The organism is Vibrio sp. VPAP30 (assembly GCF_001188205.1).
Lineage (GTDB): Bacteria > Pseudomonadota > Gammaproteobacteria > Enterobacterales > Vibrionaceae > Vibrio > Vibrio bivalvicida.
This window is the reverse complement of the sequence record NZ_LBLS01000008.1, coordinates 160126-176756: the sequence shown is the minus strand read 5'-3', so window position 1 is coordinate 176756 and position 16631 is coordinate 160126. Positions and strand designations below refer to the sequence as shown.

General features: G+C 44.6%; 11 protein-coding genes. 8 read left to right on the top strand and 3 right to left on the bottom strand.

Annotation, left to right across the window (positions count from 1 at the left end):
• Window positions 1-255 precede the first annotated feature (255 nt).
• A complete protein-coding gene (locus tag ZX61_RS01260) occupies window positions 256-1725 on the bottom strand; it encodes a glutamate synthase subunit beta (protein WP_049842915.1) in 1470 nt (489 codons plus the stop codon).
• Window positions 1725-6272, bottom strand: a complete 4548-nt coding sequence (gene gltB, locus ZX61_RS01255) for a glutamate synthase large subunit (protein WP_049842914.1) — start codon at window positions 6270-6272, stop codon at window positions 1725-1727. Before gltB ends, ZX61_RS01260 begins: the two co-directional genes overlap by 1 nt.
• A 538-nt stretch (window positions 6273-6810) precedes the next feature.
• Here gltB and ZX61_RS01250 point away from each other — a divergent pair.
• From ZX61_RS01250 to ZX61_RS01235, 4 genes are all read left to right on the top strand, one after another.
• A complete protein-coding gene (locus ZX61_RS01250) occupies window positions 6811-7758 on the top strand; it encodes a TIGR01212 family radical SAM protein (RefSeq protein WP_049842913.1) in 948 nt (315 codons plus the stop codon).
• A gap of 63 nt (window positions 7759-7821) precedes the next feature.
• Complete coding sequence (locus ZX61_RS01245) at window positions 7822-9570, top strand: sensor domain-containing diguanylate cyclase (protein ID WP_049842912.1); 1749 nt, start codon at window positions 7822-7824, stop codon at window positions 9568-9570.
• A 126-nt stretch (window positions 9571-9696) separates the two neighbouring features.
• On the top strand, window positions 9697-12042 hold the full coding sequence (gene arcB / locus ZX61_RS01240) for an aerobic respiration two-component sensor histidine kinase ArcB (protein WP_049842911.1): 2346 nt from the start codon (window positions 9697-9699) through the stop codon (window positions 12040-12042).
• A gap of 16 nt (window positions 12043-12058) precedes the next feature.
• Entirely contained in the window at window positions 12059-12505 is a 447-nt protein-coding gene (locus ZX61_RS01235) for a hypothetical protein (protein ID WP_049842910.1), read from the top strand.
• A 76-nt stretch (window positions 12506-12581) separates the two neighbouring features.
• Here ZX61_RS01235 and tolC read toward each other — a convergent pair whose 3' ends face one another.
• Window positions 12582-13910 carry an outer membrane channel protein TolC gene (gene tolC, locus ZX61_RS01230; protein ID WP_049842909.1) on the bottom strand — a complete coding sequence of 443 codons (1329 nt, stop codon included), beginning with the start codon at window positions 13908-13910 and terminating at the stop codon, window positions 12582-12584.
• Between the two features lie 232 nt (window positions 13911-14142).
• Here tolC and nudF point away from each other — a divergent pair, with 232 nt between their 5' ends.
• From nudF to yqiA, 4 genes are read left to right on the top strand one after another with little or no spacing between them, the layout of a single operon-like run.
• Complete coding sequence (nudF, locus tag ZX61_RS01225; RefSeq protein ID WP_049842908.1) at window positions 14143-14772, top strand: ADP-ribose diphosphatase; 630 nt, start codon at window positions 14143-14145, stop codon at window positions 14770-14772.
• Complete coding sequence (locus tag ZX61_RS01220) at window positions 14760-15200, top strand: DUF1249 family protein (protein ID WP_049842907.1); 441 nt, start codon at window positions 14760-14762, stop codon at window positions 15198-15200. The genes nudF and ZX61_RS01220 overlap by 13 nt, the downstream gene beginning before the upstream one ends.
• 9 nt (window positions 15201-15209) lie before the next feature.
• Window positions 15210-16031 (top strand): 3',5'-cyclic-AMP phosphodiesterase, encoded by an 822-nt coding sequence (gene cpdA, locus ZX61_RS01215; RefSeq protein ID WP_049842906.1) that lies wholly within the window; start codon window positions 15210-15212, stop codon window positions 16029-16031.
• A 9-nt stretch (window positions 16032-16040) separates the two neighbouring features.
• Entirely contained in the window at window positions 16041-16622 is a 582-nt protein-coding gene (gene yqiA, locus ZX61_RS01210; protein WP_049842905.1) for an esterase YqiA, read from the top strand.
• Window positions 16623-16631 lie beyond the last annotated feature (9 nt).

The following is a 16631-nucleotide window of genomic DNA, read 5'->3' as shown; positions in this document are numbered from 1 at the left end:
TAGGTTATTGCAAAAAAGGTCAAGTTCTTGGTGGAATATCACGCCAATATGCGATTTACCACTGAATGCGCTGTAATAACCTATATAATTCAGAAGTTTAAGGTTTTTATTGTTACAATTTTGCAACAAAGGGTGTTTTGGGAAAATAAAAAAGACCAGCACAATGTACTGGTCAATTGGAAAAGTTTGGAAGGAATGATTGTTTATGCTTAACCACCTAGAATCTACTAAATGAGTTTCTTAGGTGGCTAATTATTATGCTGAGAGCATCAGTGAGTCTGCTTTTGCTTCAAGATTGGAGTTACCCATTAGGTAATCATCAATAGCAATCGCACACTCGCGACCTTCGTTGATACAACGGACGACAAGTGATTGACCTGTACGCATATCACCAGCTGCAAAGACACCTTTCTGATTGGTTGAAAAGCCTTCAGTTGCTACGTTACCGCGCTCATCAAGTTTGATATCAAGTTGAGCAAGTACACCTGTTGGTTCTGGGTGTAAGAAACCCATGGCTAGGAAGGCCATATCACATGGGATAACACGTTCAGAGTTCGCAACTTCTTCAAAAGTAGGGCGCTCACCAGGTACTGCATCTTTCCATACGATATCAGCAATGCGTAGACCTGTTACTTGACCTTGCTCGTTACCGATGAACTCTTTAGTCAAAATATTCCAATGACGATCACAACCTTCTTCGTGAGAAGTGGTTGTCTTCATGATCATTGGGTATTGAGGCCAAGGCATGTTTGCTGGGCGCTTCTCTGGTGGGATCGGCATGATCTCAACCTGAGTAACACTTGCTGCTTTATGACGGTTAGACGTACCAACACAGTCAGAACCAGTATCACCACCACCGATAACCACAACGTGCTTGTCTTTGGCGTGAATTTCTTCACCTTTAAGATCCATGTCGTTTGCGCGGCGGTTGTTTTGACCTAGGAATTCCATTGCGAAGTGAACGCCTTTCAGTTCACGACCTGGAACAGGAAGGTCACGTGGAACCGTTGAGCCACCGGTTAGTAGTACCACATCGAACTCTTGACGAAGCTGTTGCGCATTAACGTCAACACCGATGTGTTGGTTTACTTTGAACTCAACGCCCGCATCAGCCATTAGGTTGATCTTACGATCAATCACATCCATGCCCAATTTAAAGTCTGGAATGCCGAAGCGCAGGAGACCACCGACTTTTTCGTCACGCTCAAATACTGTCACTGAGTGACCAGCACTGTTTAGCTGTTCAGCCGCAGCAAGCCCCGCAGGACCTGAGCCGATAATCGCGATGGTTTTACCTGTACGAGAACGAGGTGTTTTCGGTTTTGCGTACCCTTTACGGTATGCAGTTTCTACAATCGTTTTCTCGATGTTACAGATAGTGATAGGGTCTTGGTTGATACCGAGAACACATGCACTCTCACAAGGAGAAGGACATACACGACCAGTAAATTCAGGGAAGTTGTTGGTTGAGCTTAGAATGTTCCAAGCTTCTTCCCAGCTGTCACGGTAAACCGCGTCGTTAAATTCTGGGATGATGTTGCCAATCGGACAACCGCTGTGACAGAAAGGAACACCACAGTCCATACAACGAGAAGCCTGAGTATTGATCTTGTCACCAAACTCTTCGTTCAGAACGAATTCTTTGTTGTCTTCAATACGAACCGAAGGGTCGAGCTTGTTTGGAAGCTCACGACCATGTTCTAAAAATCCAGTAGGCTTACCCATTATACTGCCTCCACTTGTTCCGTTTGTGCTTGCTCTGCTTCAGCCTTACGCTTCTGAAGTACCGCTTTGTAATCACGCGGCATTACCTTAACCATGGTTTCTAGGCTTGCTTCAAAGTTGTCTAGGAAAGACTGAGCAACTTCACTTCCTGTGAATTGAACTTGCTTAGTTAGCATATCTTTCAGTAGTTCGCGATCTTCTGCTTCGATTGGATCTAGGTCTACCAATTCAGGGTTTAGCTTGGTTTCGAAGTCGCCTGACTTATCCCAAACGTAAGCCACACCGCCACTCATACCAGCTGCAAAGTTGCGACCTGTTGAGCCAAGGATTACTGCGACACCACCTGTCATGTATTCACAACCGTGGTCACCAACACCCTCAACAACAACTTTCGCGCCTGAGTTACGTACACAGAAACGCTCACCAGCCATACCGCGGATGTATGATTCACCCGACGTTGCACCGTAGAAACATACGTTACCAACAACGATGTTATCTTCAGCGACGATTGAAGATTTTGCGTCTGGGTAAAGCACTAACGTACCGCCAGATAAACCTTTACCCCAGTAATCGTTCGCATCGCCTTCTACCTCGAACTTCACGCCCTTAGCCAGGAAGGCACCGAATGACTGACCCGCAGAACCTGTAAACTTGACGTTCATTGGCTGTGGTAGACCTGTATCTTTGTAAACCTTAGAGATTTCGTTCGATAGCATGGTACCTGCAGAGCGATCCGTGTTGATGATAGGGAATTCAGCATTCACTGCTTCGCCTTTTTCAAGTGCAGGGATAGCAGCTTGAATCAACTTGCGGTCTAGAACTTGTTCTAGGTTGTGGTTTTGCTCTGTTTGGTTGTAGATGCCATCGCCTTCACGTGCTTGCTCGATATGAAGCACAGGTGATAGGTCTAGGTTCTTGTATTTCCAGTGTTTGATGTCTTCACGAACTTTGAGTTTGTGCGACTGACCAACCATCTCATCGATAGTGCGGTAGCCAAGTTCAGCCATCACTTCACGTAGACCTTCAGCCATGTAGTGGAAGAATGTCACTACGTCTTCTACGCGGCCATCAAAGCGCTCACGTAGAGTCTTATTCTGAGTTGCGATACCAACAGGACAGGTGTTCTTGTGACACTTACGCATCATGATACAACCTTCAACAACCAATGCTGCTGTTGCCACGCCCCATTCCTCAGCACCTAGCAGCGTTGCTACTGCAAGGTCGCGAGGTGTTTTCATCTGACCATCAGACTGAACCACGATACGGTTACGTAGACCGTTCTTGATTAGAGTTTGGTGCGTTTCTGCTAGACCAAGCTCCCAAGGTAGACCTGTGTGACGGATAGACGACATCGGTGATGCCCCTGTACCGCCATCGAAGCCGGCGATCAAGACAACGTCTGCTTTGGCTTTCGCTACACCTGACGCGATAGTACCTACGCCAGCTTCCGAAACGAGCTTAACGTTGACACGACCAGCGCGGTTAGCGTTCTTCAAGTCGTAAATTAGCTGGGCCAAATCTTCGATTGAGTAGATATCATGGTGCGGCGGTGGTGAGATTAGACCGACACCAGGAGTCGAGTGACGTGTTGCACCGATCCAGTCATCAACTTTATCACCTGGTAGCTGACCCCCTTCACCTGGTTTCGCACCTTGAGCCATCTTGATCTGTAGCTCATCTGCGTTAGTGAGGTAGTAAGAAGTCACACCGAAGCGGCCTGAAGCAACCTGTTTGATTGCTGAGCGTTCCCAATCCCCGTTCTCTTTGCGCTCGAAGCGAGTTGGGTCTTCACCACCTTCACCAGAGTTCGATTTCGCGCCAATGCGGTTCATCGCAACTGCCAGCGTTGAGTGTGCTTCGTACGAGATAGAACCGAATGACATCGCACCTGTTGCGAAACGCTTAAGGATGTTTTCGATTGGCTCGACTTCTGCTAGCGGGATTGAACCAGCTGGGTTTTTAACAAAATCTAGCTGGCTACGCAGTGTTGCTGCGTTATCGCCTTGATCATCAACTGCTTTCGCGTATTCCTTGAACTGGGCATAATCTTTGTTGCGAGTCGATTCTTGCAGTAGTGAAATTGTCTCAGGGTTAAACAGGTGTTTTTCACCACGCTGTTTCCACTGGTAAACACCACCGACATCAAGAACTTGTACTGGAATTTCACGTGTAGGGTAACCAATGCGATGACGCACTAGTACTTCTTTCGCGATATCGTCAATCGTTAGACCTTGGATGCGTGAAACCGTACCTGTGAAGTACTTATCGACAACGGACTTGCTGATACCTAGCGCTTCGAAGATCTGTGCTCCGTGGTAAGACTGTAGCGTCGAGATCCCCATCTTAGAGAAGATCTTCAGTAGACCGCCGTTGATAGACTTACGGTAGTTCTCAAATAGATCACGAATATTTGTTTCAGGATCAAGCTTCTTAGTGCGCTGCAGTTCAACCATAGTTTCGATAACTAGGTATGGGTTAACAGCGTTAGCACCATAACCGACAAGCGTTGCGAAGTGGTGCGTTTCACGTGCATCACCTGTTTCAACCACGATATCACACTTGGCACGTAGACCTTTACGGATCAGGTGGTGGTGAACAGCACCAACGGCCAGCATAGCTGGAATCGCGGCGTGGTTAGAGTTAACGGCACGGTCAGTTAAAAGGATGATTGAGTAACCATCGATGACTGCATCTTCAGCATACTGACAGATACGCTTAAGCGCGCGCTCTAGTTTACCTTCGTCTTCGCTTGCTTGGAAAACAATGTCTAGCGTCTTGGCTTGAAGGTGTTCGTTATCAATCGCACGCAGTTTCTCAAGCTCAGAGTTAGATAGAACTGGAGACTCAAGCTCTACTTTTTGACAGTGCTGTGGTGACTCAGCAAGCAGGTTCTGATCTTTACCTAGGTAAGTGTTCAGAGACATAACCATGCGCTCACGAATCGGATCGATAGGTGGGTTGGTTACCTGAGCAAATAGCTGTTTAAAGTAGTTCGAAAGATGTTGCGATTGGTGCGAAAGAATCGCTAGCGGCCAGTCAGCACCCATTGCTGAAAGTGGCTCTTTGCCATCCTTCGCCATAGGTACGATGATTTCGTTAACTTCTTCTGAACTTACGCCAAATGCTTGCTGCTTGTGCAGTAGCTTCTCTGGTGATGGTTGGTTGAATTCGTTACTTGCATCAGGCAGCTTCTTCAAACTCAGTAGGTTTTCTTCAACCCACTTTTCGTATGGCTGCGCTGATGCAATGCCATCTTTCACTTCTTCATCAGAAATGATGCGGCCTTGTTCTAGGTCAGCAACGAAGATTCGACCTGGTTGTAGACGACCGCGGAACTCAACGTTCTCAGGCTCAATCTCAACAACACCAGACTCAGAAGCCATCACTAGGAAGTCATCTTTGGTCACTGTGTAGCGAGAAGGGCGTAGACCGTTACGGTCAAGCGTCGCACCTACTTGAACACCGTCAGTGAAACACACCGATGCAGGGCCATCCCATGGTTCCATTACGTTTGCGTGGTATTGGTAGAACGCGCGACGAGTTGGGTCCATGTTTTTGTTTTCTTGCCATGCTTCAGGGATCATCATCATCAACGCATGTGGCAGGCTGCGACCAGATAGGACTAGGAGCTCAAGTGCCATATCGAAGTTAGATGAATCCGAGCTACCTTCCTGACAGATAGGCAGTAGCATGTCGATCTCTGCTTGAGTAAACAAGTCAGATTCAATGATCGCCTCACGAGCTTTCATCCAGTTCAGGTTACCGCGAACTGTGTTGATTTCACCATTGTGAGCAATGTAACGGAAAGGCTGAGCAAGACGCCAGCGTGGGAATGTATTGGTAGAGAATCGAGAGTGAACAAGCGCAAGCGCACTCACCATTGTTGGATTCTGTAGATCTAAGAAGTATTGAGGTACTTGCTCTGTCGTTAGCTGACCCTTGTACACCACTGTCTTGTAAGACATTGAGTTGATGTAGAAGTCATCACCAATATTCGACACGCTTTCTAGACATACGCGAACAGTGTAATTTCGCAGTACGTAAAGCTTACGCTCTAATTCTTCAGGCGTAATACCTGGCCCGCCAGAGACAAACACATGCTCAAATTGAGGCTCGGTGCTTAGAGGATCTGCGCCGATCATTGAGTTGTCAGTTGGTAGAACGCGGTAACCAATAACGTCTAGCTCTAGACGCTGTGCATTACGTTCTAAAATATCGCGACATTGCGCTCGTTTGTGTTCATCTTTGGGGAAAAGTACAACACCGACACCGTATTTCTCAAAAGAGGGTAGCTTGATAGCAAGCTTTACCGTTTCTTCTAACAGAAATTCATGGGGCTTTTGCAATAAGATACCTGCACCGTCACCACTGCACGGGTCACAACCTTGACCACCACGGTGTTCCATACGGGCTAGCATATCCAGTGCCTGAGTAACTACTTCGTGTGATTTACGGTTTTTAAGGTGAGCAACAAAACCGATACCACAAGCGTCATGCTCCAGTTCCGGAGTGTATAGACCTTGGGCATTTTGCTCTCTATCTACCATAGATACATCCTTCCAGTTCAATAGGCGCAAATGTGCTAGTCGAAACTAGTTCAGTTCTACGTCCTGTCCTTTATAATTTTGATTCGAAGTCAGCCTAGGTTGGCGACTTTGATTCCTTTCCGTATCTCGCAGAAAAATATTGCGAGAAAAACAATCCTTGGTGGAATCCCGTTTTTTAGCATCACAATCTAGTGATTTATATAGGTGGGAGTGGGATAACACCGACGTTTCACCGAGTTTTTATGTAACTAAAATCACAAAAAACAGCGAAATCTGTAAGTATCCTACAATTTAGTGAGGATGAAATGCAATCAAAACTCGATGCTGTTGCCCACTTTTTTTGGGTTATAAATGAATATTATGTTTAACTTTTGCGTAACAATCTGAGCGAGGCACGTTATTTTTGCATGTTTATTGATATTGATTAATGCTTCGCTTGTTTGAAATCGTTACTTTGCCTCCTCCATTTTTTTCATAATTGTAATTAAATTACACAGATCTTAATGAGATTTATTTCGATTCGGGTAAGAGGTCAATAATGCAGCTTCATGAGTTGGTCAATACCATCGGACAAGATTTACAACGTCGCTACGGTGAAAAAGTCCATAAGCTAACGCTTCATGGTGGATTTAGCTGCCCTAATCGAGATGGCACAATAGGTCGAGGTGGCTGTACGTTTTGCAATGTTGCTTCATTTGCCGATGAACAAGCTCAGATCAAAAGCATCCAAGACCAACTGACAGACAGGGCAGGAGAGATTGATCGTGCCAAGCGTTATCTCGCATACTTCCAAGCCTATACCAGCACATATGCCGAAGTTCAGGTGCTTAAGAATATGTACGAAGAAGCGCTTAAAACAGCCGACATTGTTGGCCTCTGTGTCGGTACTCGGCCTGACTGTGTGCCAGATGCCGTTTTAGAGTTACTGTCAAGCTATGTAGAGCAAGGTTACGAAATCTGGCTTGAACTTGGATTGCAAACGGCGAACAACCGCACTCTTAAGCGTATCAATCGCGGTCATGACTTTGAGTGCTATGCGGAGATCACTAAGCGCGCTCGTGCACTGGGGATCAAGGTCTGTACTCATCTTATCGTAGGATTGCCTAAAGAGACCCGAGAAGACAATACTGAGACTTTAAGCAAGGTGCTTGATGTTGGGACCGATGGCATCAAACTGCATGGATTGCATATTGTTGAAGGCAGTACCATGGCTAAGGCATGGAAAGCGGGCAAATTAGACGCCCCTGATCTAGAGGGATATGTTGCGATCGCGAGTGAACTGATTCGCATGACGCCACCAGAAGTGGTTTACCATCGAGTCTCTTCTGCAGCTCGTAAGCCGACACTACTTGCTCCACTTTGGTGTGAGAATCGCTGGCTTGCTATGACGGAAATAGGCCGAACACTTAATCGTGAAGGTGCACAGGGGTCATTAACAAATCAGTCATTTATATATACAAAACCAATATTAAAGGCTGATTGTTGAGCAATAAGCTGATATCTTTTATACACTTACAAAGGTGTAATAAAGATAGGTTTGAGAAGCTGAATGGAACAAGTATTAGTTTGGTTGTGGGACACCTCCCACGGGCATGGATTTGATCTTGTTGTCATTTTGCTCTCGATCATTACCGTTGCTGTCATTTACACCCGACACCAAACTCATTTAACGCAATTACTGCGAACAGCCCCCATTGCACTGCTTTTAGTCGATAGTAAAACGGGGGAACTAAAGCTGGCTAATATCGTAGCCAATCAAGTTCTAGGTGTGCGTAAGGTTGGCAAAAGTTACCTGTTACCTGAAGTAGTGACTCCTCAATTTATTCTTTCGATCTTGTCTCCCAAGGCTGATGGCATAATTACCGAACAGAAACTTAGTTGGCCGATATCAGAAAGTCGCGTCATCAAGTTAAATGTCACAGGTCGAAAGACTACTTATCGTCGACGCCCAGTTTGGTTACTCTATTTCACTCCCTACCAAATCACAGATCTTGAATTGAAGAAGGAAGTCGATTCACTTTCAATGATCAAAAGCGCTTTTGATAATTTGTCTGAGCTGGTGTTTATAAAAAACAATTATGGCGAAATCATTTCAAGTAATCGCGCTTTTCAACGTTTTTGGAATAACAGAGAAGAGGAAGGGGCAGCAGATATTCAAAGCGTGATTAAGGGGAGAGCGAGTAAACGTAGCTGGACGACCAACCCCGCAGGAAGAAGTTGTCTACTAGAGAGTTACCAAAGTGTTTTGATCTCACCAGAAGGTGAAAAAATTGGCACATTAGGTATTAGCCATGATGTGACTGACTGGCATGATATGCAGCAAAATCTACGTGACGAAATGGAGAAACGTAAAGATACTGAAGTGGCTTTGGCACAAAGAGATACCATATTACAAAATATCCTAGAGTCTAGCCCTGACTCTATTGGGATCTTCAATGAGAATATGGTTTATCAAGCATGTAACCAACCTTTTGTTAAAGCGTTAGGGATATCAGATGTCGATGAGCTGATTGGCAAGCGATTGCAAGATGTGATTCCAAATGAAACTTATGCCCGCCTGTCTGAAACAGATAAAAAAGTACTCTATGAGGGTAAGTCACTGCGTTATATCGACCGTGTTATAAGCAGTAATGGGCAATACACTTGGTATGATGTGGTGAAATCTCCATTCAGAGATCCAGCTTCAGGGACCAATGGCGTGCTTGTGATGGCGCGTGATGTTTCTGAGCGATATTTGGCTGAGCAGAAACTTGAAGAAGCGAACCAGGAGTTAGAACGGTTGAGTTTTATTGACGGTCTGACTCAAATTTCAAACCGTCGCCGTTTTGATGAACAACTGGAAACCTTATGGTATTTGCACACCCGTGAGCAGCAGCCGCTAACGGTTATGCTGTGTGATATTGATGACTTCAAAGGTTATAACGATCTATATGGACATCAACGTGGTGATGATGCTTTGATTAAGGTTGCGGAAGTGTTCAAAAAAGTGCTCAGCCGTTCGAGCGACTGTGTTGCTCGCTACGGCGGCGAAGAATTTGGTTTTATACTGCCCAATACCACCATCGAAGGTGCGTTACTTGTCGCAGATAAAATCCATCAAGAGGTGAAAAATCTGGCGCTCGAACACGAATCATCACTCGCTTCTGATTTAGTCACCGTGAGTATTGGATTAGTTTCTATTATTCCACAACGTTTAGATCCTAGTGACTCCATTGTCGCTTTAGCTGACAGTGCCTTATATCAAGCGAAAGCAAATGGTCGCAACCAAACCTGTGTGCATCACACATCCGAAAATTAACCTCCAACTGCTCGGGATTATTTTCGCCGTCATTGGTGAAAAAAGGTAGTATGGCTTAGACCTGTCTATGCAAGGCAAGCCTTTGTTTAGATTGCTGTTGCTTTGTTTTACCTTTCGGAGCTGTCAATGAAGCCGATTAAAAATCTTGCCCAATACTATGTCGACTTGCTAGTTAAGCTGGGCATCCTCCGTTTTTCAATTCTCCTTGCTCTCGCCCTAGTCGCTTTAGCTGTTGTAGTCCAAGTTGGTATCACCTTAGTCTTAAGCGGACATGTTGATGATATTGATATCGTTCGTTCTGTTTTCTTCGGTCTTATTATAACCCCTTGGGCGGTCTACTTTTTATCTGTGGTTGTAGACCAGTTAGAAGAGTCTCGCCAAAGATTGTCTAAGTTGGTGTCTAAACTCAAAGATATGCGTTCTCGAGACCAAGAGCTAAATCACAAGCTGCAACAAAATATTGCTAAGTTGAATCAAGAGATCGAGGAACGTATCAAGGCACAAGAAGCCCGTGAAGAGGCTATGAAAGATCTTGAAAATGAAGTCTATCAACGTGAGAAAACGCAAGTCGAGTTAGCTGAAAGAACCGCGTTACTCCGTTCATTTATTGATGCTTCACCCGATCTTATTTATTACCGTAACGCTGATGGTGTTTTCTCGGGGTGTAACCGAGCTATGGAAGAGTTAACCGGAAAAAAAGAGAATCAATTGGTCGGATTAACGCCGTGGGATGTCTACAGTAAGGAAGTTGCTCAGCAGATTGTTGATACTGACCAGAAAGTATTTTCAGACAACCAAGCGCTTACCTATGAGCAGTGGCTTGAGTATCCAGATGGTCGCCGCAACTACTTTGAATTGCGAAAAGTGCCTTTTTACAGCAAAGATGGTCGCCACTTAGGTTTAGTCGGTTTTGGCCGTGATATCACCGAGCGGAAGCGTCACGAAGAGTCGCTTGAAAAGGCGAGCCGCGATAAGACCACCTTTATATCTACCATTAGTCATGAACTACGAACGCCGCTTAATGGCATTGTTGGCTTAAGCCGAATGCTACTAGATACTCAGCTCACGTCTGAGCAGCGGAACCATATGCAAACCATAAATGTCAGTGCGATCACTTTAGGGAATATTTTCAATGACATCATCGATATGGACAAGTTTGATCGCCGTAAGCTAGAGCTTTATCCCTCTGCGCTGAATTTCGAGGAATTTGTCGCTGAGATGGAGAGTATCTCGGCATTAATGGCGTCGCAAAAAGGACTCCGATTTGATTTAGAGCGGCTGAGCGAGTTGCCAACGGCTATTGAAGTCGATGCCACGCGTCTGCGTCAGGTTCTATGGAATCTGATCAGCAATGCAATGAAATTTACCAAAGAAGGTGGCGTAGTAATGACCGTTAGCTCTGAGGTAGATGAGGAATACGCACATATCACCATGGAGGTCGAAGACAGTGGGATTGGTATTCCTGAAGCGGAGTTGGATAAAATCTTTGCCATGTATTATCAAGTCAAATCGGGTAAAGACAACCTTCACGCTGTTGGTACAGGTATTGGTCTTGCAGTTTCAAAACAGCTGATCAACATGATGGATGGTGATATTACCGTTTCTAGCGAAGAGGGCTTTGGTAGTACGTTTACGGTGACGATTCGCGTGCCTCTTGCTGAGTGTGAACAGTCAACCGTCGAGACCACCAGTAACTCCCAAGAACTTAATATTTTTATGGTCGAAGATATCGAGCTCAATATTACCGTTGCCCGCTCTTTACTTGAGAGTATGGGACATGAAGTTTCCGTTGCGATGACGGGGATGGAAGCTATGGAAATGTTTGACCCAGAAATCTACGATCTTGTGTTCCTCGATATTCAATTGCCAGATATGACAGGTTTTGATGTCGCAGAGTATTTCAGACGTACTTACTCTGACTTACCACCATTAGTTGCCCTGACCGCCAACGTGCTTAAAAATAAACAAGAATACCTTGATAAAGGGATGGATGACGCAATCAGTAAACCGCTCTCGGTTACCGCTGTACAAGATGTGTTGGCCAAGTTTACTCAACAGCCGGTGACTGAGAGGGTTGCTGAAGTGGTGAAAGAGGAGATGTCTGTCGAAGGGGGAGAAATCTATTCACGTTTGTTAGATCTAGACATGCTTGAATCCTATGTCGGCATTGTGGGCTCTCAGCCCGTCCTTGACAGCATTACTATGTTTGAAGAAATGATGCCTGACTATCTACAGGTTTTAGATTCCAATATGATTGCTAAACATCAAGAAGGTATTGTTTCCGAAGCGCATAAGATTAAAGGTGCGGCAGGTTCTATCGGATTAAAGCACATTCAAAGTGTCGCCCAGAAAGCGCAATCACCAGATCTACCAGCTTGGTGGGAAAATATTGATGATTGGGTTGAAGAAATGAAGAATGAGTATGAAAATGATATTCAAATACTTAAAGAATGGTTAGGGCAGCAGTCGTAACGTCAGAGGTTAAAATATGAAGAAATTAGCATTGATGTCACTCGGTGTCGCTCTGCTTGCTGGTTGTGCGTCAGAGCCAGTAGGGTGGGAGCAAGATAATCAAGTCATTATTTCACAGGTGACAGTTTCGCTGAAAAGTAATCTTTGGCTGAATAAAATGCCAACTATCGGTGAAGTGCAAGATAATACCTTACACGGTGCTTTATACCTTGAGTCTGACAAAGCCCTTCCGGCAGAGCTAGATGTTGAGAGTATCTCGATCCAACAAGGTGAAGAAACTTGGCAGATTGATGGCGACCTAGTAGAGCTGCGTACTCACAATCAAAACCAGTGGGAAGTCGTATTTGTCTGGCAGTTTCCAATTGATGCAGCAAAGCCTGTCAATGTCGCTTTAATGCTTAACAATAACGGCCAAGTGGAATGGTTGGTAGAGAAGAACGTCAAGATTGATATGGTTTATTAGATTCCAACCTAATAGCAGATAAACAAAAAGGCTTGCTCCATATCGGAACAAGCCTTTTTCTATTCATTAAGCTAGATTAGTTGCTTGCTGTCTTTAGACCCGCATTCACATCTAGAACATCTTGCTCGCTTAGTGTACCGACTGCTTGGCGCAACTGCAGTACGCTTAGGATGTAATCGTAACGTGCGTTAGATAGGTTTTTGTTTGCATCGTACAGACGGCGAGTCGAATCTAGAACATCAACGATAGTACGTGTACCCACATCGAAGCCTGCTTCTGTTGCTTCCAGTGCCGATTGTGCTGAGACGACAGTTTGTTCGTAAGCGCGGAGGGCACCAATAGAAGCGCTGATGTTGTTGTTAAACGCGCGAACATCTTTGACTACGCTACGGTAAGTTTTCTCTAGGTCTTGGCTTGCAGAGACATAGCTAAACTCAGCTTGTTTGGTTAGCGAGGTTGTTGAACCACCAGTGTATAGTGGTACGTTTAGGTTTACGCCCACTTTGAAATCATTCGTGGTTGGATCTGAAGAAGTCGCATTTGATACATCGCTATAGCTGTAACCACCGTCGAGACTTAATTTCGGTAGATGACCAGAACTTGCGTTAGAAATTTTATCTTTTGCGATATCTTGAGTAATGCGCGCTGATAGAAGACTTAAGTTTTTTTCTTGTGCTTCATCTACTAGTTCATTAATAGCTGAAGTAGTCTTTTGAGCTGAGAAGCGTTGCGTATCAAGAACATCTAGATTTGAGTGCTCCTGGCCGGTAATTTCACGCAAACCTTCGTAGCTATTGACTAGGCTGTTTTGCGCTAAAACTTCATCGGCTAATACTGAATCGTATTGAGCTTGCGCGTCATGTACGTCGGTAATAGCAGATAGACCAACTTCAAAGCGCTGTTTTGTCTGCTCTAGTTGACGGCCAACAGCGGCTTTTTCTGCTTGAACAAAGACTAGGTTATCTTGCGCGCGCAGTACGTCAAAGTATGCAGTTGAAACGCGCAGAATGAGTGCTTGTTGCGCCGCGGCATAAGAAGCATCGCTTTGACGAGCACTTTTTTCCGCTGTATCTAGCGTAATCCAGCTACTACGATCATACAAAGCTTGAGAGAATGTCACCCCAGCAGATAGTGTTTCGTTGTCATTATCTGTATTAGATGCGTTCTTCAATTCAGTTTCACCGCGGGTAACGTTGTAACCAGCAGTTAAATTAATTTGTGGCAATAGAGCTGCACGACTAGAAGTCACTGCTTCAAAGGCTTCATCACGCTTTGCCGCAGCGCTAAGTAGCGTTGGATCATTCTCTTTTGCCTGATTGTAGATTTCCGTCAGAGTATCAGCGAAAGCGTTGGTGCTTAAGCTGCCTAGTGCTGCACTGATAAATAGTGGAAGCAGTTTTTTCATAGTTCCTATTCCTGCCAAATGCGAAAAATATTTGTCTTCAAGAGTTTAACTCAATTGATTGCGAATCACTCAAAAACTTTGCAAAGTTTTACACTTAATTATCCACTTGTGCAATAAAAATAATTCATCAATTTAACTTAAACTATAAAAATTGTACAAAAAGTTGAGCCATGTCCTTGGAAGTTAAGCTTTTGTCTGCGTAAACTATAAGATTCACTCACAGAGGTGCCAAATGCAACAGTCTGACAGCCAACATCAGCAGTTTACTCCCCAAGATGTGGAAATAATCTCAAAAGAAACACTGTTTCAGGGTTTTTTTAGAATGATTAAGTATCGCTTCAAACATAAATTGTTTGAAGGCGGTTGGAGTGAGCCGATAGAGCGTGAAATGTTCGAGCGTGGACATGCAGCGGCAATGTTACCGTATGACCCGGTTAGAGATCAGGTTGTTGTTATTGAGCAAATTCGTGTTGGTGCGTTGGAGCACCGTAACCCATGGCAGTTGGAAATCATCGCTGGCATGATAAACAAAGGCGAAGAGGCCAAAGATGTTGTAAGGCGAGAAGCCGTAGAAGAAGCGGGCATTGAAATAGGAGAACTGGATAAAGTAACCTCTTATTACCCGTCTTCAGGAGGCTGCTCTGAAAAATTAGATGTTTTTGTTGGTCAGGTGGATGCGAGTACAGCGTATGGCGTTCATGGTTTAGACTATGAAGGGGAAGATATTCGTGTACACGTTGTTTCCCGCCGACAAGCGTATCAATGGGTAGAAGAAGGAAAGTTTGAAAATGGTGCCTCTATCATTGCCTTGCAGTGGTTAGAGTTAAACCATAAAAAACTACAGGAACAATGGCACAAGTAGCACTAAAGAAACCGTATCATGTTGATCTTGCTGATTTGATGCGAACATACGAAACAAATTACGCCAAGCTTAACGCTTTGTTGCCGAATCAACCGAGTGTGGGCGACGTACGCTGTTATCAAGCTGCTTATTTGACCTATCAAATTCAAGTGGTAGAAGTCACAAAGTACACAACTTTGGTCGATATTTGTCAAAGCGATGACGTTCCAGTATTTCCATTACCGACAATGTCTGTCAGGCTCTACCACGATGCACGCGTAGCAGAAGTGTCTCGTTGTGACCATCTAAAGCGTGTCAATGCCCGATATGATTACCCAAACGATAAGATGCTACAACAAGATGAAAAGGTTCAACTCAATCGTTTTTTAGGCGAATGGCTGACATTTTGTTTAAAGCAGGGTATTAGCCGTACACCATTGAATATTTAGGTTTTTGTTTTGAAAGTAACGTCAAGTTCATCAGATAGCGACAGTATTAAGCTACTCCAGATTACTGACACTCATTTGTTTGAGCCAGCCGATGGCAGTTTGCTCAGCGTTAATACATTGGACAGTTTTCATGCTGTTGTTTCGGCGATCATTGAAGAAAATCAACCCTTTGATAGCATTATCTCGACCGGAGATATTTCGCAAGATCACACTGCTGAGTCTTATCAGCGTTTTGAGCAAGGTATCGCGCCACTAGAAAAAACTTGTTTTTGGTTGCCGGGCAATCACGACTTCAAACCTAGCATGACATCGGTACTACCCTCGACCCAGATTAAGCAAATTGATCACGTTTTGCTTGGTGAACAGTGGCAAATGGTGCTCCTTGACTCGCAAGTGGTAGGGGTGCCCCATGGCCGATTAAGTGATCACCAGCTAGCCCTACTTGAGGAAAAACTTACTCAATACCCAGAAAGACATACTCTAGTGCTGCTTCATCATCATCCGCTCTTAGTCGGCAGTCGTTGGTTAGATCAACATGCCTTGAAAGATGCCAATCACTTTTGGGATGTGGTTGAAAAACACCAAAATGTTAAAGCGGTACTTTGCGGCCACGTTCATCAAGATATGAATGTTCTTTATAATGGTGTGCGAGTCATGGCAACGCCTTCAACTTGTGTTCAATTTAAGCCAAACAGTGATGACTTTGCGCTTGATACATTGTCTCCTGGCTGGCGTGAGTTAGAATTGCATGCCGACGGTCAGTTAACAACGCAAGTCAAACGCCTGCCGTATGGTTGCTTCCAGCCCGACTTCAATTCAGCGGGTTATTAAGGAAACCAAATGAAACCGTCACTACTGCTCTATATTCATGGTTTTAACAGCTCACCTTTGTCTCACAAAGCCAATGTGATGAAGGAGTATTGCCAAGCTAAGCGACCAGATATCAAGTTAGTGACGCCACGCTTACCCTGTTTTCCACAGCGAGCCGCGCAGCAGTTGTTAGATATTGTTAATCAGTACAAAGATGACTACACCATTGGACTTGTTGGTAGCTCTTTAGGCGGTTATATGTCGATGTGGCTCAATGCTCAGTTTGGCTTTAAAGCGGTAGTGGTTAACCCAGCAGTGAAGCCCTATGAGCTGCTTGTGGACTATTTAGGTGAGCAAGAAAATCCATATACCAAAGAGCGCTACCTGTTAGAGGCAAAACATATCGAGGAGCTAAGAGCACTTGATACGCCGTATATTGAAACGCCGAGTGATTTTTGGTTATTACAACAAACTGAAGATGAAGTACTGGATTATAAGCAAGCGGTAGAGCATTTTTCGGGGGCCAAACAGAACGTTGAACAGGGCGGTGATCATAGCTTTATAGATTTCGAACGCTATCCTGCTCAAATCATAGAATTCTTACAACTCTGACTCTCATTG